Source organism: Peribacillus sp. Aquil_B1 (genome assembly GCF_022603275.1).
Classification (GTDB): Bacteria; Bacillota; Bacilli; order Bacillales; family DSM-1321; genus Peribacillus.
This window is the reverse complement of sequence record NZ_JAKXEE010000001.1, coordinates 2,673,588-2,692,709: the sequence shown is the minus strand read 5'-3', so window position 1 is coordinate 2,692,709 and position 19,122 is coordinate 2,673,588. Positions and strand designations below refer to the sequence as shown.

Genomic DNA, 19,122 nt, shown 5'->3' with positions numbered 1-19,122 from the left:
ATATGTTATGGCTGATAGTTCTTAAGATTGATCCGTAAAGGGGGGAGTTAGTCACTAGATTACCCTTTTTATATTTTAGTTTTTATAATCTACAGTGCAGCCCTTATACTTACCTTGATGATTTAGAGGATATGTTGCCATTTACTAAATTCCAATTAGCTAAAAAATGGTATAAGTACGGTCTTACAATCAAGGATAATTTCTTCAAAGACCTACCACTTTCTCTCATATATTGCAGTTATTGTCAAAATAAAGCTAATGAAACTTATGGTAATTCCGGTACTTATGTATTAGTATGTAAAAGTATTACATAGTTCTTAATAACGAATTTAGGGGGAGGAAATGTGCGTAATAAAGGTATTTTATCTTTGGTTGCTGTAGGTCTATTTGCTTCATCATTGTCAGTAGGTACTGTAAAGGCCGAAGGAACCGAGAACGGATTGGCAAGGAAAGCTATTGAACGTCAAGTGGAAAAACCACTTGAAAAAGGTTTCGTTGATTCTAAAACATTCAAACGACTTGAAAAAGAAGTAAATGATTCTCAACCAAAATCAATTAAAGGTTCTAACAAAATGGGTAGAATGAGTAGTTCTTCCAGCGATGAGTATATTTTTGAAACTGAGTACAATGATGACTTTGACTCAGCAGACAACGCATCATACGAAAAAGGAACAATCGGTCAATTACTTCCTTTGAATGATGTGGATTTTCATAAAATAAATGTTCCTAGTAATGGAGTTTTATTGGTGGCTGGATTAACTGACTCATATGTTATTGATCTAGTATTTGCAGCTGTACAAAAAGATTTTGTTACAAATAGTAACTTAGAGTATTTAGGAAGTGACTATGATAATGGTGTTGAAGTACAAGCGTACCAAGCTAAAAAAGGCACTTACTATGTGGGTGTTATAGACGGAGATAACGAATACATTGACGATAATACTGAATATGACATTTATGCTACTGCAACAGCATTTGTAGACAATGTTAATCCATCTAAGCCAACTATTTATAAGGTTGACAATAATGACAAAGTTGTCACTGGTAAAGCGGAAGCTAACTCTACGGTTACTGTTAAAAGTGGAAGTAAAGTATTAGGTTCTGCAAAAGCAACATCTAAAGGAACATTCTCAGTTAAAATTGCAGCTCAAAAAGCCGGTACTAAATTAACTATTACGGCTAAAGATAGTTCAGGGAATGTAAGTGCAAGTGCATCAGTAACTGTTGTAGACGTTATTGCACCAAGTAAGCCAACTGTTTATAAGGTTGACAACAATGACAAAGTCGTAACTGGCAAGGCAGAAGCTAATTCAACTGTAACTGTTAAAAATGGAAGTAAAGTATTAGGCTCTGCAAAGGCAACATCTAAAGGAACATTCTCAGTTAAAATTGCAGTTCAAAAAGCCGGTACTAAATTAATAAGTACAGCTAAAGATAGAGCAGGGAATGTGAGTTCAGGTACAACGGTAACTGTTTTAGACGTTATTGCACCAAGCAAGCCAACAGTAAATAAAGTAGATGACAATGACAAAGTCGTTACTGGCAAAGCAGAAGCTAATTCAACTGTAACTGTGAAGGTAGGAAGTAAATCCCTCGGTTCAGCTAAAGTAAGTTCTAAGGGAAGCTACTCAGTCAAGATAAAGGCACAGAAAAAAGGAACTACACTTTCAATAACTGCAAAGGATAAGGCAGGTAATACTAGTTCAAAGGCAACTACTAAAGTTGTAAAACATTAAGTTCAATATAACAAAAAGGGAGCCTGGTGGTTCCCTTTTTTCATTTGGAATACCTTAGTGAGTCATAGCAATACTCGTTAGCACATCTTAATTTATCCCAATATGTAGAATGGTAGGTATCTCTATAAGGGATAAGGGAGTACTATACCTAAAGAGAGTTACATATTTTATATGATTGTTTGTCAAATCAGAACCCATTCGTATTGAGGAATAGGTCCGAAAAGTGATTGAGAATGTTTTGCGACCATTATATAGAAAAGTATAGATATGATTTTTATAAAAAAGTTTGAAAACAATTTATAGAAATCAAAATTTTTTCAAATACAAGCCATTGGGAATTCCGATGCTCATCCTCTCCTTATAATATAGATAGATAACTTTGTTAAAATAATTTTTAAAACTAATCAATGCTCTTAGTGAGGAAACAAATGAAGGTAAAAAAAAAATACATCATGTAGCAATTATTTGTTCCGATTATGAAAAATCAAAAAACTTTTATGTAAATATTTTAGGATGTGATATCGAGAATGAAACATATCGGACAGAAAGGAAGTCCTATAAATTGGATCTACTGGTCGGAGGGGAATATCTTGGAATTGTTCTCTTTTCCTGATAGTCCCAATCGTTCAAGTTATCCTGAAGCAAGAGGGCCTAGCCATTTTGCCTTTGAAGTGGATGATATTAATCAAGCGATTGAGAATTTAGAAAAGAAAACATTCCTGGTGAACCCATCCGTATTGATGAGTTAACAAGAAAAAGGTTTACTTTTTTTGGTGATCCGGATGATCTGCCTCTTGAAATATATGAAAAGTAGGAATTACAAGCTTGGCTAGGAGAATGCGTGAAACTTTAAGACAAGAAGTTTTTTTGGGGAGGTAAAACTTGGTTGAATTCAATAGCTGAAAAGCGGTTGAAATGCAATATCGCTACATTAGTGTTATTCGGGTGATTCACGATTTCAGAACTATTTGACCTTACAATAAAAGGTGAAAAGGTGACAGTATTTAGGTTAGGCATTCTTCTCCATTAATTTTGTTTGCATTCCCCATATTTCCTTCAGCTCCCAACAGGCCCACTTTATCCAAGTAGGGCTTATTTTATTTTTCAGTCACATAAAAAGGGCTGTTAGTAATCTATTAAGTACTATACAGATTTATAGGAAGCTTCATAAGATATTAAAGGAGGTACAGGCAATGAAAGAAAAAATAATTAAAGCGGAAAATAACCGTTTTCGCTTTGTAACAGGTAGATTTCCTGATAAAGCAACCTCCGAAATAGTGGCTGAAGAACTGAAAAAAGATATGGCTGGATTGGATATATAATTCCGGAAACAGTGAAAATGCTGGAAAAAATAGTTAATTACCAAAAGGAATTGATGAAAGAGGGAAATTAGTAGAGAGGATGACTGAATTGAAATTACAAGAAATAAAAGGATCTTATGATGTAATCATTAGCCTAGGCAGTTGGTGTGGACCTTCCCTTAATTTAAGGCGGCATAATTTAAGGCGATTTTCATTTCCCCTTGATTGGGTTGTATCTAATTCACTCCCGGATGTAAGCAGATTATTGAAGGACAGATTTGTCGGATTTATGGACTTAAACAATATGAAGCAGGTAGATGGCATCGCCTCTTATCTCGATGATGGAGATGCGGTTTTTTCTGATGAAGGCGGTAAGCAGCAAAACGCGCATTTTATCCAAGATACCTATTATAATATTATTTCAGTCCATGATTTCCCAATAATACCTAATCAAGATTGGGTTCATCTTTACCCTGCTTACAAAGAAAAACTTAATTACCGAATAAATAAGTTTATTGAAATAATTTCAAATAGCAAATCCGTCTTATTTGTTAGATGGGGGGCCGTTTCCGTTCGCGAAGCAGTGGAATTGCAATCCGTCTTGTCTGAAATGGTATCGGGAAAATTTAATATCCTCTTCCTTGATCCAATAGCGGGCTTGAAAGATGTTAATGAAATCGACTGGGGAATCAAGGGCATTTGTACAGTGCAAGTACCAAGCGATGGTCCTAATGATGATTCAATGTGGGATTATGTTTATAATGGACTGACCTTAACAAAAACATATTAGTAGTAGTGATTTCACTTTTTTTATAGCAAAGCATTAATGGACTGACAACTTAGTCCTTTTCTTTTATTTGAAGGATGAAAGTAGAGTTATCTTTACAGAAGCAGAATTGTATCTCAAGAGTAAAAGGGCACTCATGATTTTAAATGAGTGTTTTTTTGTGCAGCAATCTACTGAATTATCTAAATTTTCAAAAATATAATTGACCCAATTGAGACAGTTGATTTAGAATTGATATGTATATGAAAATATGTTTTTCATATAAAACATAATGAAAGGGGGAAAATAGTTAGTTAGTGAATGACGTGTAAAAAATATTAGATTCAGGGAGGTAAGTAATATGTTTAAGAATAAATTTGCGTTCGTTCTGCTTTGTTTGGTGTTCATAGTTTCCGCATGCGGTCCAAGTGACGAAACAACTACAGAAAGTAAAGGGAGTTCCGGAGGAAAAGCGGTTAAGCTTACTTTTACGGAACCTGCACGATTATTGTCAGTTGCCCCATTGTATGTAGCCATCGAGCAAGGTTTTTTTGAAAAAGAAGGAATTGAAGCAGAGATTGTATCTGGTGGTGGAGGAGCACAAGTAATTGCTTCTGTATTATCAGGTGAAGCCCAGTTTGCGGTCTCGGGTCCTCGAAGTATGTTTACTCCTCTTGATAAAGGTGAAGAATTAATGGCGATTCAATCTTTAAATTCAGCGCTAACCTATCAAATTACTCTCTCTAAACAATATCTAAAGAAAAAGAATGTTTCTAAAGACTCATCACTTGAAGATAGAGTGGCTTCATTGAACGGAGCAACTATTGGTACAAACCTTGTTGGCGATTCTGGAGACGTATACACCCGCTATTTAATGCAAATGCATGGTGTTGATCCCAAAACTCTTAAAGCCGTCAAATTAGCAGGAGATGGATCGAAGATTGGCGGTATGCAGGAGGGGATTGTTGACGGTGGTATAGCATCGCCTCCAATGGGTTTACAAGCGGAAAGTAAAGATGTTGGTGAAATTGTAATCAATACAAGTGAAGAACCAATGTATGGGAATATGGTCTGGGAAGCTGTTTTTGCTAAAAAGGAATATTTAGAAAAAAATCAGGAAACATCTTTGAAAGTAGTTCGGGCAATAGGGAAAGGTATGGAATTCACACGTAATAATCCAAGAGAGGCAGCCGAATCAATCGTATCTTATTTTGATGGAATTGATGTTGATATCCTAGAGGAATCACTAATCGGCTTGAAAAACACTTTTAAAGGCTATGGGGAAATGAACCAAGAAGCTTGGGATAATGCCCAAGATCCATTAGTTGAATTCGGCAAGTTGTCAGGCGTTTCTACTAAACAGGATACGACTGAAGATGTTATTTGGACAAATAGTTATATAGAAGAAGCATTTAAAAAATAATTAGATAGAAAGGGGATGATAGGTAAGATGGAAAATGCACAACTGGAAAATTTCAAATTGTCTACTCGTTTTTTGGATGTTACTTACGTAAACAATAAAACTGGTGCAGAAGTGATTGCCCTGCAGAATATAAATTTAACTATCAAAGATGGAGAATTTATATGTATTGTTGGGCCGAGCGGCTGTGGAAAAACCACTTTTTTAAATACTGTAGTTGGATTATTGAAGCCAAGTAAGGGAGAAATTCTATTAGATCAGCAAAAAATTGATGGTCCCGGCAAGGACAGGGCAATGGTTTTTCAAAACCCGAGTCTATTACCATGGAGAACAGTTTTGGAAAATGTTCTCTATGGTGTTGAACTGCTAAAGCAAGTGAACGCAGAGAAAAAGAAAGAGGCCAAAGAATTTATTGAAATGGTCGGTTTAAAAGGGTATGAAAATCATTATCCCCACGAATTGTCAGGAGGGATGCAGCAACGGGTAAACTTGGCTCGAGCGTTAACGGTAAACCCGTCATTAATATTACTGGATGAACCATTTTCGGCATTAGACGCACAAACCAGGGAATTTATGCAAGGTGAGTTACTTAGAATATGGGATGAGACAAAAAAGACAAGTCTTTTTATTACACACCAAATTGATGAAGCGGTATTTTTAGCTGATCGAGTTTTTGTTTTTGGGGCAAGACCAGGACGTGTAGTGGAGGTTGTTGATGTTGATATACCTAGACCGAGAGATCTTCAGGTGAAGCGCAGCCCGGAATTTTTAGAGTTTGTCGATCATATATGGTCCATCATTGAACAGGAGTCTTCAAAACAAGGTTTCCATAATAAAGAAAAATAATATAGCGAAAGGAGAATAATATGGCGAAGAGTACGATCCAACTTACACAAACAAAGCACAAGTTAAAAAAGGCGAAGAAAATAAAAAAAGAAAAGAAGTCATTTTTTATCAGTATTGCTTCTGTTTTAATATTCCTGTTGCTTTGGGAAGTTGCTTCTCAAAATGAATGGATAAATCCATTGTTCATTAGCTCACCAATTGAAATTGCCCAAGCAGCAGTCTTAATGGTCCAAGAAATTTCTTTTTGGGAAAATATGAAAGTAAGTGGTTACGAATTTATTGCAGGCTTTGTTTTGGCCATACTTATTGGAATTCCAATTGGTGTGTTATCGGGCTGGAATTCTAATTTTAATGCAGTCGTTAACCCTTTCATTTCAGGATTATATGTAACGCCTAAAGTCGCCCTATTACCAGTGATCATCATTGCATTCGGGATAGGACCAGCATCAAAAATTGTTATCGTATTTTTGATGGCCTTCTTTCCAATAGTGATGAGCGCTCAAAAAGCTATGTTAACATTAGATCAAAACTTAATAAAAGCAGCAAGAACATTTAATGCAAGTGAATTTCAGATCTTTAAAACAATTGCTTTGCCTTCGACGGTACCATTCCTTTTAAACGGTATTCGCTTAGGTATAGGTCAAGGATTAATTGCTGTAGTTGTAGGTGAATTATTCGCTTCGACAGCTGGTATCGGATATCAATTGACAAGCAATGGTCAAAATCTACAAACAGATCGCATGTTTGTTGGAGTGTTAGTCATTACGATTACGGGAATCATTCTTACTTCATTATTAGGCATGATTGAAAGACGCTTTTCTTCTTGGAAACCAGAGAATAGTTAATTGAATTAATTATGCAGACTGTAGCCAAACTCAATGAAAATCGAGTTTGGCTACAGTTTTTTTATTAAAAAACGCTCCAGTTGATTTCAGAAATCCGCTCCCTTTCCGCTGACTGTCAGCCAAGCCTTCGTGCCGCAAGCGGCTGTGGTGTCCCGGCTACCCAGTCATTCAGCAGGAGCATCGCAAAATTCTTCAATCCAATGAGGGTTACAGCACAAAAATCATAAAGACAGAAGCAGTTTATCGACCTTCACCTTTTATTAGAGGCTTGTACAAATTGAATGTTGGTTTCCACTACAGGCACTCGCTTTCCGCGGGCGGTCCGGGAGCCTCCTCGGCATACGCCTGCGGGGTCTCCCTTGGACGCGTATTCCCGCAGGAGTCTCGTACCCTCCGTTCCAATCAACTTTGTTTTAATCATTTAGATAGACCCTCTTTTGGCTACGAACTGAGAGAAGTCAATAGGCAGATTACAGGCTGTAGACACAGTTTTTTTGAGGGGGTTATCGAACGGTGATTTCCACTCCAGGCACTCGCTTTCCGCGGGCGGTCCGGGAGCCTCCTCGGCATACGCCTGCGGGGTCTCCCTTGGACGCGTATTCCCGCAGGAGTCTCGTACCCTCCGTTCCAATCAACTTTGTTTTAATTATTTAGATAGACCCTCTTTTGGCTACGAACTGAGAGAAGTCAATAGGCAGATTACAGGCTGTAGACACAGTTTTTTTGAGGGGGTTATCGAACGGTGATTTCCACTCCAGGCACTCGCTTTCCGCGGGCGGTCCGGGAGCCTCCTCGGCATACGCCTGCGGGGTCTCCCGTAGACGCTCTTTTCCCGCAGGAGTCTCGCATACCCGCTCCAATCAACTTAGTTTTAACTTTTAGATAGAACTTTTTTGTTCAGCATGCTTTTCTAACTTGATCAATCTTTACATGAAGATTTCCAATCTATCCCCATATCGAATAGATTTTCTTAGCCGATAATACATCTCGGAATGTACACTTATTCGTATTTTACTGTTCCACTTCACAGTGAGATAGAAAATTTATTGAAGTTCTCCCGTATCCATGATACCTTCAGTTTATAGTGAATGGGTATGGGAGGAATAGGTTTTGAATACTAAGGCATTTATATTGGCATCAATTACAGTTATTATTTGGGGATCTACTTTCGCTGCTATTCGTGCAAGCTTGCATGGCGGGTATTCAGCTGGACATTTGGTACTTGTTCGTTATCTTATAGCATCAGGGATTTTTGTTCTTTATGCTCTATGGCCTGGGGTGAAATTTCGACTCCCGAAAAAAGCGGATTTGATGAGGATATCAATCCTTGCATTTATTGGAATTAGTATTTACCATATTGGGGTGACATTCGGGGAACAAACTGTTTCGGCGGGAACGGCTGGAATGCTGATTGGTTCAGCACCTGTCTTCATCGCGATCATTGCTGCTTTCGTATTAAAAGAACGTCTCGGCCTATTCGGATGGATTGGTTTAGGTATAGGGTTCACAGGAATTACCTTAATAACTTTAGGTACTGCAGGCCCTTCCCTGAATATTTCTGAAGGAGCCTTTTTAGTGCTGATGTCGGCTATTGCTTCTGCAGTGTTTTTTGTTTTCCAAAAACCACTGTTCAGCCGTTATAATCCGATTGAATTGACAGCGTATTTCACATGGATCGGTACAATACCCTTTTTTATATTTTTTCCTGGGCTATTTCAAGAAATTCAACATGCAACGGTGGAAGGTCATTTATCAGCGGTTTTTGTTGGTGTTTTCCCAGCGGCCATCGGTTACGTAACTTGGGCAGTTGCATTATCATTAGGAAAAGCCAGTTCCGTATCCAGTCTGTTATACATTGAGCCTGTAATTGCCATTTTTGTCGCTTGGCTTTGGCTTCATGAGGTGCCTAGTACTATTTCAGTCATTGGCGGCGCAATTGCTATATTAGGGGTTCTTGTCGTTAATGGGTTCGGAAAGTATAAATCGGTGATGAAAAAAGCAGCATGAAAGATGCTTAAAACGACTAGTATAACTCGCAGGATTCTTGATTCATGAAGATTGAACGTTTATCCTTCTTGAACGACTCTACACATAGGAGGGCACCCAATAAAGGAATTCACCCAGGTTGCTTTAGATCGATCAGTTACACCTGGGGAATTAGATTTCATTTACCTAAAATTAAATCTTTTTTTAAAGTCCCAAGCCATTTTAAAGTAATTATTTTCATCTGTTAAAAATTTAAAATCGATATAGGATTTTTCTTTTTTAGACATTTCGTCGACAAATGGGGAATAGGTCCGGAAAACCAATAGATTTTTCTTTTCATCAAATTCTACAAGTCTTAGCCAGCCATTACCCCCTCGATAATTCGTTTGGTAATTGACCAGCATTTGAATGACATCATTTCCTGCTGAGTTTTGTTTTACCCGATGTGCTATCCCATAATAATGTCCATTAACCGTCATGAATACTTGATTATGGTTCTTTACCAGTTCATCCCAAATCAGCCGGCCTTTAGACGATTCGACGGCAATGGTCTTATCATCCTTAACCTTCGGGAATATGATATCATGCGAGACGAGGATTGTCGGTTTATCTTTATGCTGATTTAGAATTTTTTTTGACCACTCCAAGTCCTTATTCAGATTTTTCATATCCACTATTAAAATCAGATATTCGTAACTCCCTGCCTTAGCGATTGCATATGAACTATACCGAGAGTGAGACGAGCCCTTATAGTATTTTTTATTTACAAAACGCTTAGGCCCATAATGCGTTAAGAAAGGATCACCGTCCGCATAGTCATGATTCCCAGCCGCCATCATATATGGAACTTCCTTTTTATCCAAATGGGAAATGGCTCCGAGGGAATTCTGCCATTGTTTTTCTGAATCACTATCGACTATGTCCCCGACAAATGTATTCATGATGATATTGTTCTTCTTGGTGTTATTTGAAATCCAGTTCATTTGGCTGTTGAAAATCTCTGGATTTTGGCTTGAATATTTCTGGGTATCCGGGACAAAAAGAAAATTATAATTCTTTTTATTCGTTAGAAAGGGTAAAGCTTTGTTTGATCCTTCAAATGGTTCATCGTCACGCGCATCCTGTACAAGCCATTCTTTTTCAGTTAGAGCCTTATTAGCAATTCGTATTTGCTGGATATTCCCTTTGAATAGTGCATTAAACTTATTTCCCCACTCAGATGCTCCAATGTTCCAGCCTTTCCCTTTAACTGCTGCAATACCGATTACTTCTTCCGATTTTCCGTAATCGCTGACGCCATTCAAAGTCAGAGTCGTCGTGTTACCATCATTAACAACCGCCAAATGGTACCATTCATCAGCATTTAATGATCGAGACCAATTACTTACATTATAATTTAAATTAGATGGATGGCTTGTCCAGTGGATTTTTTGATCACTGGATACAGTTAAAGCAGAAAGGATTTTCTTCTCGCCTTCCATTTTATTAAGATCTGCTGCCTGCCCTTGTCTAGAAAAAAGCCCCATGACATTCTTGGAATCACTTGGCAACTTGAACACCGCTTCAATGGTAAACCCCTTATCGAATATCTCCGAATTGATAGGGGAACTCTTTTTGGTTTTAAAATATCTTCCTGAAGGGGCGTTTTCGTAATTAGCGAACTTCAAGCTATCCACTTCTTCTTGATCATGATAATCTTCTTCGGACCATTGAATCATATTTTTTAATTCAGGCGAGGCAGGATCCCCTATCGTCACTAACTCTAAATCATTTCCATGTTTGCTTGTATCTTCTATAATTAAATTACCTTTATCAATTGAACCGCTTTTTACATGCTGTTTTGTGAATTTCCAATTTGCCACGATATTGCTTCGATTATGTTCAGCAACGGAATCAGCCGATTTGGCAATACCAGGAACAATCATACATAAGAGTGAGAGACCTATTAATGCTTTTTTCATTCTCATAAAACATTCACCCCATTACATTTTGATTAAGCGATATACATTTATTTTTACTACCTGGATTAATTTGTTGCGAACTAAGCCTAGGTAGATTCCGTACAGCTGCAATATGGTATAGTTTGCTTATCTTCTCGATAACTTATTAAGGATGAGTAAAAAAGTCTTACTCCTAAAAAAGACATTAGGAGATAAGGCCTAAATTGAACGATTTAACTTATTGAGTTCAAGGTATACACCACAAAAGAGATCAATATGACGAACATGGAGATGTCGGAAAAAAGCAGTGTGTTGGTATTAGGACAGTGATTCATCTAGAAAATGAGGTGAAAAAAATGGTGAGAAGGAGATAGGTAGCCTCCTGTAATAGATGTGGTATGAATCTTAGGAGGCTATCTTGATAATAGGAGATGTATGAATATGAAACAAAACAAATATGATGATGCAAATTTCTTTTCTGCTTATGAGAAGATGCCACGATCAGTCAAAGGACTGGAAGCTGCCGGAGAATGGCATGTATTAAAAGAGCTAATGCCAAATCTGCATAATAAGAGTGTACTCGATTTGGGCTGCGGTTTCGGCTGGCATTGCCGATTTGCCCGAGAGCAAAACGCCAGGTCTGTCGTTGGTGTGGATATTTCTGACAACATGCTTCAAAGAGCACGTGAAAAAACGGATGACCCTTTCATTTCATATATGAAAATGCCAATTGAAGACATCGATTTTTCCGGCTCTGAATTTGATGTGGTTATCAGTTCATTGGCTTTTCATTACATTGAGTCATATGAGGCAATCTGCAAAAAGGTGCATGGTTGTTTAAAGCCAGGAGGCACCCTTGTTTTCTCGGTTGAACATCCAATCTTTACTTCTCGCAACGAACAAGCCTGGTATGTAGATGATCACGGAAATCATCTGCATTGGCCAGTTGACAACTATCAATCCGAAGGTGTGAGGGAAACAACCTTCTTAACCGAAAACGTAGTAAAGTATCATCGTACGATTTCAACGTATATGAATGACTTGATTTGTGCTGGTTTCAGCATTAAAGCAGTAAAGGAACCGATGCCTTCTGATGAAATGTTAAAAAGTGTTCCTGAAATGAAAGATGAAAATCGAAGGCCCATGTTTTTAATCATTTCAGCAGTAAAGGAAACAAAAAATTCTTTTAAAGAAGGAATTAAATAAATGGGAAAGAGGCGTTTCTACGAAGTAGGGACGCCTTTTAGTTATTAACATTAATTTTTAAGCAATAATGCGTTGATTATCTGCTTTAATTAGGTAATGATTAAAATAGTTAAATATGGAAAAGGGGATTTAGAGGAGGGAAATTGGATGGAGAAGGTATTTCCGCTTATTGAAACAGAACGATTGATTTTAAGGGAAGTAATAATAGAAGACGCGAATGATATGTTTAAATATCTATCTGATACGGATGTAGTGAAGCCAATGGGATTAGATCCATGCCGAACCGTAAATGACGTATGGGATGAAATTAAGTGGTACGAATCTATATTCGAAGAAGGCTCGGGAATCAGATGGGGAATTACATTAAAGAATTCCGGTAAGGTTATAGGAAGTTGTGGTTTTCTGAATATGGTCACCAAACATCATCGAGCTGAAATTGGATATGAATTAACTAAAGATCAATGGGGAAGAGGCATTGCGAGTGAAGCGTTGGAAGCCGTTGTTATGTATGGTTATCATCACTTTCACCTGGAAAGGATTGAAGCCTTGATTGAACCGGATAATCTCCCATCCCAAAAACTAGTGGAAAAGCAAGGCTTTAGAAGAGAAGGATTGCTAAGGCATTATGAATATACCTGTGGAAAATTCGATGATTTATATATGTACTCACTCATAAAAGAAGATTTTAATGACATTATTCATTGTGAAGAGCGGTAAGTACGCGGTCACAGTTTGTCGACAAAGTGGGTTTCGGGATGCATTCATCCCGAAACCCTTTCTCGATTTTACCAAGGAGATTATTACCATTCTTTAAAAGGAGATTTTAGCGGTCTCAGACTTAAGACAAACTGAATGGAAAACGAACTTGCCTTCAGTTTTAAAGAACCGTTCCAGTTGTTTTCAGAGCTTCCTTTCTCGCCGACTGTCTGTTAGTTACTCGGCAGGGGTGTCGCAAGTTCAATCTAATAAGTGCTTCATAAAAAAGTAAAAATCCATAATGGAAACTAGTCTTAAACATGGTTCGGGATGAACAGCCTAAAGTAAAAGTATTCTAGTTGATTGGAATGGAAGGTACGAGACTCCTGCGGGAAAAGCGCGTCCAAGGGAAACCCCACAGGTGCAAAGAGCGCCGAGGAGGACCTCCCGCGGAAAGCGAGTGCCTGGAATGGAAATCAACGTTCAAATTTACAAACCTTCAAAAAGTAAAAGCGGTCTTCTTTAAAGCTGAAAATTCATAAATTTCAGTTTCTTTATTTGCTGGTATAATCTCTTTCAACCTTACAAATTCGGGTAGTGTATGACGAGTACCAATCTTTCATACCTTTTTCTTGTGCCTTTTTGTGAGCAGCATTTTCCTTCCAAAGCTTAATGGCATCCAAGGACTTCCAATAGGATACGGTTATTCCTAACCCGTTTTGGTCTCTTACGCTTTCGACTCCTAAATAGCCGTCTTGTTGAGCGGCAAGTTCATCCATGAATTCAGCGGTTGAATGATAGCTTGCGGCATCCTTATCGCTTCTTTGCGAAGTGAAAATACAAGCGTAATAGGGCGGTTCGGGAGTATTTGCAAAAAACATGAAATGATGCCTCCTTTTAACTTAATATTCAAAATAATACCACATAGGCGAGAATGAGGATAGATGCTCGGTAAAGAGGTACTCAGCAAAGAAAACAAGGAGGTAAGAAGCCGTATATATCACTGACATGGAATTCTGCGGAAGGGATTTTATTCTGATTCACGAATATATATTACTTTGAAGCTTTTACAAAAAAAGGAGATAGTTTTGTGTGCGGGATTTGTTAGCAAACATATAGAAAGAGATGATAACTACTCTGATATAGATTTGCACACTATTGTCATACCTGAACGTAAAGGAGATTTTTTAAAGGGAAAAAGGAATAGAGCCAACAATTGGGGAGATGTGTGCTTTCACGAAGACTGCAATCCTTCTTCACCTTATGTCGTCACTCATTATAATATCTTTGTGAAAGTGGATAGCTGGTATCATGCACCTGAGGAAATTGTACCTTCCATTTGGTTAAAAGAGGTTGATGTTCTCTATGATCCTTTTAATATTATGAGTCATGTTATTAAGGAATCAGCTAAGCAAGTGTATAAACCATCCCCTGATGAAGTTGAACATTGGAGAGGAAAGCTGCTTGCTTTTGTCCATGAAACCTATAGGGCCGTTATGAGAAGAGAAATGTTATATGCACTATCCAATCTTGATAGGATACGGTGGCTGATTGTGTCTGGGTGGTATATGGAAATGGAAGAACATGTAGATGTACCCTATGGAGTATGGACAAAGATCGAGGGCAATAGAAGTAAATTAGCTGAAAAGCAATTAACCCTATTGGAAAGTTGGGATTGTGGCCGCGATTCAAATGAAATTATAAAAACGTTGAGATGTATGATCCCAGAATTCCTTAGACTAAATAAATACCTATGTACGCAAGTGGGTGTCGAAATAAATGAAGACCATATCAAGAGTATAATGGGCATGGCTATCTGAGGTTATAGGACACTCGTTGTTCATGTAAAATGCTTAATCACTTTTGGAGGGATGACTAAGTGGCAGAATTGGTATATCATGTAGCCGTTTCACTGGACAATTTCATTGCCGATCAAGCAATGTTGGACGGGGATATCAATCATTCTTTTTTCTTATTTGAAGGAGAACATGTCCCGGACTTTTTATCCGATATCCAGCAATATGAAGCGGTGTTGATGGGAAGTAAAACATATGAATTCGGATTTCAATTCGGAGCTAAACCGGGTGAACCAGGTTATAAGGGTTTGAAACATTATATATTCTCAAGCTCCCTTCAGTTTGAATCGAATGAGGAGGTAGAGCTTATCGAAGGAAACGCCGTTGCGTTTATTGAAAACCTCAAACAGCAAGGGGATGGAAAGCTATGGCTTTGCGGGGGCGGAGAACTGGCTGGAACGTTATTAAAACATAAACTCATTGATCAATTGGTGCTGAAAGTGAATCCAGTTATAATCGGTGAAGGCATTCCTCTTTTCGGCAGCGTTAAGTCAAGTCTAAAATTAGATTTAGTTGAAATGAAACAATATCCAAACGGTGTGATTAAACCGACATATAATATTATTTATACTTAGGGCTGCGCTGGCGCAGCTTTTTTAATGCACATCAATGGACATTAAAAAGGTGAATTTTTCTTTATGGAAGATATAAAATGAAAATTAATTAGAAATTTATTTTTAACATATATCCTTTCAGTATAACTTGAAAGGAGTTTTCTGTATGGGAAAAATGTTGAAAGTATCAAAGAATATATTTTTCACCTTCATTTCAATTATCTTAGTTGTAGTATTAGCTGTTTTTATTTACCATAATTATCAAAGGGGCAAGGGATCATCATTAATTAGTGTAGGAACATCCGTCGATTTTAATAACAAAGGAATTAATGTATATACGGAAGGAAGCGGGGCGGATACATATGTTTTTATGTCCGGTTCCGGGATTGCGGCTCCAGTTTATGAATTGAAGGGATTATATAGTAAGTTTGCAAAAGAAAATAAGATTGCAGTCATTGAAAGAGCAGGATATGGATACAGTGATGTTTTTCATGATGATAGGGATATGGATGTAATTTTAGAACAAAGCAGGAAATCGTTGATGGAAAGTGGGAATAAACCTCCTTATTATTTAGTTCCACACTCAATATCAGGTATCGAAGCTATTTATTGGGCACAAAAATACCCAAATGAAGTAAAGGGAATCATTGCTTTGGATATTGGTTTACCGCACCAATATGTAACTCATAAAATGGGCATGGTAGATTCATTGACTGTCAGAGGTGTGAATATTTTAACGAAAATGGGTTTGCACCGTCTTGTCCCTACTGCTGTTTATAATCCCGAAGTGATCCGGCAATCATTCTTGACTGACTTTGAAAAAGAAATGTATAAAGCACTATCATATAAACAGTTTTTTAATGATGATATGGAGCAAGAGCTTTTACAGAGTTACAATAATGGTAAAAAATCTGTTAACTTGCCGATTCCAGAAGAAACACCCATTTTATTTTTAGATGCAATTGCCGATGAAAATAAAAATTCGAAATATACTAAACAAAAAAATGAAGATTACGAGGAGTTTGCAGAGAAGCTATTAAAAGCGGATGTAATAAAACTGACAGGGACGCACAGCATTTATTTATATGTGCCAGATGAGATATATGATCTTGCCATGGAATTTATCAAATGAATGAAGAAAGGCTTTGTGATGAAAAGATATAATATTTTAATGGTTGAAGATGATTTGATGATTGGTGATTTATTGAAAAAAATTTTGCAACGCGAAGAATACAATGTACGCTGGGTGAAAGAAGGAAAAGATATAATAGATATAATCCATGAGATGGATTTAGTCATTATGGATGTTATGCTGCCTGGAGATGATGGCTATCAAATTACAAAGAAAGTAAAAAGTCTAGGATTGAATATTCCTGTTATTTTTCTATCCGCCCGAAATGATATGGATAGCAAACTCCAAGGTTTGACAATGGGTGAGGATTATATGACTAAGCCTTTTGATCCCAGGGAGCTATTACTAAGAATGCAAAAATTGCTGGAATATCAATATGGTACTTTCACGCAAATTAAACATTTATATATTGATGCCGAGCATAAAAAGGTATTCAATAATGACTTGCATAATGAAGTGGTTTTTACTTCAATAGAGCGTAAAATATTTTTCTATTTATATGAAAATAGGGATCGTATCTTAACGAAAGAACATTTCTTTGAATATTTATGGCAGCTCGAAGATAGGAATCAAAATATCATTAATGTACATATAAAAAAAGTCAGAACAAAAATCAATGATAACACCGGAGAGATCATCCAAAATATATATGGAGAAGGGTATAGATTGAATACCTATATAAAGAAATGAAATTAAAGAAAAAATACCAGCTATTATTATTTATTGCCGTTATTAGCGTGCCATTTATATTACTGTTAATCAGTATCCTTATGTCACTAATTTATGATATGGCCTTTAAATCCAATAATAGTGACATTCCTTTTCATGAATCTTTTGCATATCCTACAATGCTGGGAGTATTTATTTTATCATTATTATTGTTAGCCTTCTTATTTTCCAAATCTATTAACTCGTTATTAAATAAAATAAATATATTGAATGAAACCATCAGGAATTTAGCCAGTGATGAGGAGATTCCGAATAAATTAGAGGTAAATAGCCAGGATGAAATCGGGGAATTAACTAAAGCGGTGAATGTACTAATTGAAAGAACGACCTATCGGGAATTGGAACTAAAACAACAGGAGGAAATGAAAAAGGAACTCTTAAATAAATTAAGGCATGACATCAATACACCTTTAACAGCAGTAAGATTACAATTATTTTATTTAGAAGGTCAATATACGGATCAAGCTCCACTATTACAATCACTATATCAACAAATTGATTATATTTCCGAATTAACAAATGAATATAAAATTCAATCCACAGATGCATTAGATAATTCTTATATTTTAAATGATGAAGTGAATATGCATGATTTATTAGAAATGATGGTTAAAAAATGGGGTTATTTGTATAACATGCATGGTATTGAATTAATATATCAGCCATTAAATGGAGAGTTGGAATGGATAAGTAATGAATTGTGGCTCCAAAGGTTATTCGATAACGTTTTCCAAAATGTTTTGAATCACTCAAGGGCTGATAAACTTGTGATAACCATTGAAAATAATGTGGTCAGTATCGAGGATAATGGGATTGGTTTTGATATCGATAGTAAAAGAAAGGGGCTTGGCTTAAAAATAATTGAGGATATAGCTAAGACACTGCATATAAAATATATTTTGCAATCAAATGAAAGCGGAACATTATTTCGTTTTACTGCCGAAAAAACGATATAAACCTCATTTGAAGTTGGTTATTTTGCGGGGATGACATACGGGGATTCATCAATAACATTCTTTTCAGATAGTTTGCCATATGCAACATAGTTATCTATATCTTACTTATATAAAGCGATACAAAAAGGTTGCTATAGACCCACCCATTTTTAAGTTGATATGATATTCAGGTACTTAATTGTGGGGGGAAGTTGAATGGAAGAACAAAAATATAATGACCTCAAATTAGGCGAACGTGGTGCAATCATTAGTATAATTGCTTATATTTGTCTATCAATAATGAAACTGGTTATAGGATACATAAGTGACTCAGCGGCCTTGAAAGCGGATGGTTTGAACAACACGACTGATATTATCGCGTCCATTGCCGTACTGATCGGTTTAAGGCTAGCTCAAAGACCCCCCGATAAAGATCATGGTTATGGTCATTGGAAAAGTGAAACGATTGCATCGATGGTAGCTTCATTTATCATGTTTGCTGTTGGTGTACAGGTATTGATAGATGCCGTTGCTTCCATGCTTAAAGGTGGTAAGGAATCACCTGACATTATTGCCGGGTATGTAGGTGTTTTATCAGCAATAGCCATGTATTTTGTATACCGATATAATAAAAAGCTTGCTATGAAAATTAACAGTAAAGCCGTTATGGCAGCTTCGAAAGATAATATTTCTGATGCTTGGGTAAGTATCGGAACAGCTATAGGGATTTTCGGCTCCCAATTAAACATGCCTTGGTTGGATCCACTTACTGCTATCATTGTTGGATTATTAATATGCAAAACAGCCTGGGAGATTTTCATTCAAGCCTCGCATGAACTTTCTGACGGATTTGATGAAAATAAAATTCATCTATATAAGGAAGTAATTACAAATGTCAATGGAGTCAAGGGGATAAAAGCAATTAAAGGGAGAAATTACGGGAACAATGAAGTGATTGATGTTGTCATCCTTGTCAATTCTACCTTGGATATTAAAGAAGCGCATGATATAGCGACACATGTAGAAAAAGTGATGATGAAAGATCATGGAGTGTATGATGTTCATGTCCATGTAGAGCCCAATTAACTTCTCTTTTTATGAATTAAGAAAAAAAGGGCATAAATCTGCTTTACAAACATATGAATAATATGCAATCATTAATTCATTACATTGG

At 36.8% G+C, this 19,122-nt stretch carries 18 protein-coding genes and 1 pseudogene; 16 read left to right on the top strand and 3 right to left on the bottom strand.

Going from position 1 to position 19,122, the window contains the following annotated elements; genetic code table 11:
* Positions 1–344: 344 nt before the first annotated feature.
* The 7 genes and pseudogenes from MPH60_RS13095 (at position 345) to MPH60_RS13070 (ending at position 6,914) form a co-directional block, all read left to right on the top strand.
* Positions 345–1,736: an Ig-like domain-containing protein gene (locus tag MPH60_RS13095; protein WP_241594765.1), complete on the top strand. Its 1,392-nt coding sequence runs from the start codon at positions 345–347 to the stop codon at positions 1,734–1,736.
* A gap of 403 nt (positions 1,737–2,139) precedes the next feature.
* Positions 2,140–2,550: pseudogene (gene gloA2 / locus MPH60_RS13090) on the top strand (SMU1112c/YaeR family gloxylase I-like metalloprotein).
* 379 nt (positions 2,551–2,929) lie between these two features.
* Positions 2,930–3,058, top strand: a complete 129-nt coding sequence (locus tag MPH60_RS27810) for a hypothetical protein (RefSeq protein WP_272492870.1) — start codon at positions 2,930–2,932, stop codon at positions 3,056–3,058.
* Between the two features lie 79 nt (positions 3,059–3,137).
* Positions 3,138–3,827, top strand: a complete 690-nt coding sequence (locus tag MPH60_RS13085; protein WP_336275445.1) for a DUF1796 family putative cysteine peptidase — start codon at positions 3,138–3,140, stop codon at positions 3,825–3,827.
* Positions 3,828–4,164: 337 nt separating this feature from the next.
* A complete protein-coding gene (locus tag MPH60_RS13080) occupies positions 4,165–5,226 on the top strand; it encodes an ABC transporter substrate-binding protein (protein WP_241594767.1) in 1,062 nt (353 codons plus the stop codon).
* 27 nt (positions 5,227–5,253) lie between these two features.
* The gene (locus MPH60_RS13075) at positions 5,254–6,069 is read left to right on the top strand and encodes an ABC transporter ATP-binding protein (RefSeq protein WP_241594768.1); all 816 of its coding nucleotides are present in this window, start codon (positions 5,254–5,256) and stop codon (positions 6,067–6,069) included.
* Between the two features lie 20 nt (positions 6,070–6,089).
* On the top strand, positions 6,090–6,914 hold the full coding sequence (locus MPH60_RS13070) for an ABC transporter permease (RefSeq protein ID WP_241594769.1): 825 nt from the start codon (positions 6,090–6,092) through the stop codon (positions 6,912–6,914).
* A gap of 250 nt (positions 6,915–7,164) precedes the next feature.
* Here MPH60_RS13070 and MPH60_RS13065 read toward each other — a convergent pair whose 3' ends face one another.
* Positions 7,165–7,335, bottom strand: coding sequence for a hypothetical protein (locus MPH60_RS13065; protein WP_241594770.1), 171 nt, complete (start codon positions 7,333–7,335; stop codon positions 7,165–7,167).
* Positions 7,336–8,024: 689 nt separating this feature from the next.
* On the opposite strand from MPH60_RS13065, the gene MPH60_RS13060 reads away from it, so the two are divergent.
* A complete protein-coding gene (locus MPH60_RS13060) occupies positions 8,025–8,921 on the top strand; it encodes a DMT family transporter (RefSeq protein ID WP_241594771.1) in 897 nt (298 codons plus the stop codon).
* Positions 8,922–9,082: 161 nt separating this feature from the next.
* On the opposite strand, the gene MPH60_RS13055 is transcribed toward MPH60_RS13060, so the two are convergent.
* The gene (locus MPH60_RS13055) at positions 9,083–10,867 is read right to left on the bottom strand and encodes a LamG-like jellyroll fold domain-containing protein (protein WP_241615835.1); all 1,785 of its coding nucleotides are present in this window, start codon (positions 10,865–10,867) and stop codon (positions 9,083–9,085) included.
* Positions 10,868–11,281: 414 nt separating this feature from the next.
* Between MPH60_RS13055 and MPH60_RS13050 the strand changes: the two genes are divergently transcribed.
* A complete protein-coding gene (locus MPH60_RS13050; RefSeq protein WP_241594316.1) occupies positions 11,282–12,046 on the top strand; it encodes a class I SAM-dependent methyltransferase in 765 nt (254 codons plus the stop codon).
* Between the two features lie 147 nt (positions 12,047–12,193).
* Positions 12,194–12,763: a GNAT family N-acetyltransferase gene (locus MPH60_RS13045; protein ID WP_241594315.1), complete on the top strand. Its 570-nt coding sequence runs from the start codon at positions 12,194–12,196 to the stop codon at positions 12,761–12,763.
* Between the two features lie 533 nt (positions 12,764–13,296).
* Here the strand turns inward: MPH60_RS13045 and MPH60_RS13040 are convergent.
* Positions 13,297–13,623, bottom strand: coding sequence for an antibiotic biosynthesis monooxygenase family protein (locus MPH60_RS13040; RefSeq protein WP_241594314.1), 327 nt, complete (start codon positions 13,621–13,623; stop codon positions 13,297–13,299).
* Positions 13,624–13,830: 207 nt separating this feature from the next.
* On the opposite strand from MPH60_RS13040, the gene MPH60_RS13035 reads away from it, so the two are divergent.
* From MPH60_RS13035 to MPH60_RS13010, 6 genes are all read left to right on the top strand, one after another.
* Positions 13,831–14,562 carry an aminoglycoside 6-adenylyltransferase gene (locus MPH60_RS13035; protein WP_241594313.1) on the top strand — a complete coding sequence of 244 codons (732 nt, stop codon included), beginning with the start codon at positions 13,831–13,833 and terminating at the stop codon, positions 14,560–14,562.
* 59 nt (positions 14,563–14,621) lie between these two features.
* Complete coding sequence (locus MPH60_RS13030) at positions 14,622–15,173, top strand: dihydrofolate reductase family protein (protein ID WP_241594312.1); 552 nt, start codon at positions 14,622–14,624, stop codon at positions 15,171–15,173.
* 145 nt (positions 15,174–15,318) lie between these two features.
* On the top strand, positions 15,319–16,284 hold the full coding sequence (locus MPH60_RS13025; RefSeq protein ID WP_241594311.1) for an alpha/beta fold hydrolase: 966 nt from the start codon (positions 15,319–15,321) through the stop codon (positions 16,282–16,284).
* 18 nt (positions 16,285–16,302) lie between these two features.
* Complete coding sequence (locus tag MPH60_RS13020; protein ID WP_241594310.1) at positions 16,303–16,974, top strand: response regulator transcription factor; 672 nt, start codon at positions 16,303–16,305, stop codon at positions 16,972–16,974.
* Positions 16,971–17,969 carry a sensor histidine kinase gene (locus MPH60_RS13015; RefSeq protein WP_241594309.1) on the top strand — a complete coding sequence of 333 codons (999 nt, stop codon included), beginning with the start codon at positions 16,971–16,973 and terminating at the stop codon, positions 17,967–17,969. The genes MPH60_RS13020 and MPH60_RS13015 overlap by 4 nt, the downstream gene beginning before the upstream one ends.
* A gap of 195 nt (positions 17,970–18,164) precedes the next feature.
* Positions 18,165–19,034, top strand: a complete 870-nt coding sequence (locus MPH60_RS13010) for a cation diffusion facilitator family transporter (protein ID WP_241594308.1) — start codon at positions 18,165–18,167, stop codon at positions 19,032–19,034.
* The last annotated feature ends 88 nt before the right edge of the window (positions 19,035–19,122 follow it).

Bases quoted from the DNA above. Each gene is read 5' to 3' on its own strand.
- MPH60_RS13015 (WP_241594309.1), top strand. From the start codon at position 16,971: ATGAAATTAAAGAAAAAATACCAGCTATTATTATTTATTGCCGTTATT.
- MPH60_RS27810 (WP_272492870.1), top strand. From the start codon at position 2,930: ATGAAAGAAAAAATAATTAAAGCGGAAAATAACCGTTTTCGCTTTGTA.
- MPH60_RS13055 (WP_241615835.1), bottom strand. From the start codon at position 10,867: ATGAGAATGAAAAAAGCATTAATAGGTCTCTCACTCTTATGTATGATT.
- MPH60_RS13050 (WP_241594316.1), top strand. From the start codon at position 11,282: ATGAAACAAAACAAATATGATGATGCAAATTTCTTTTCTGCTTATGAG.
- MPH60_RS13045 (WP_241594315.1), top strand. From the start codon at position 12,194: ATGGAGAAGGTATTTCCGCTTATTGAAACAGAACGATTGATTTTAAGG.
- MPH60_RS13085 (WP_336275445.1), top strand. From the start codon at position 3,138: ATGACTGAATTGAAATTACAAGAAATAAAAGGATCTTATGATGTAATC.
- MPH60_RS13020 (WP_241594310.1), top strand. From the start codon at position 16,303: ATGAAAAGATATAATATTTTAATGGTTGAAGATGATTTGATGATTGGT.
- MPH60_RS13025 (WP_241594311.1), top strand. From the start codon at position 15,319: ATGGGAAAAATGTTGAAAGTATCAAAGAATATATTTTTCACCTTCATT.
- MPH60_RS13070 (WP_241594769.1), top strand. From the start codon at position 6,090: ATGGCGAAGAGTACGATCCAACTTACACAAACAAAGCACAAGTTAAAA.
- MPH60_RS13040 (WP_241594314.1), bottom strand. From the start codon at position 13,623: ATGTTTTTTGCAAATACTCCCGAACCGCCCTATTACGCTTGTATTTTC.
- MPH60_RS13080 (WP_241594767.1), top strand. From the start codon at position 4,165: ATGTTTAAGAATAAATTTGCGTTCGTTCTGCTTTGTTTGGTGTTCATA.
- MPH60_RS13065 (WP_241594770.1), bottom strand. From the start codon at position 7,335: ATGATTAAAACAAAGTTGATTGGAACGGAGGGTACGAGACTCCTGCGG.
- MPH60_RS13010 (WP_241594308.1), top strand. From the start codon at position 18,165: ATGGAAGAACAAAAATATAATGACCTCAAATTAGGCGAACGTGGTGCA.
- MPH60_RS13075 (WP_241594768.1), top strand. From the start codon at position 5,254: ATGGAAAATGCACAACTGGAAAATTTCAAATTGTCTACTCGTTTTTTG.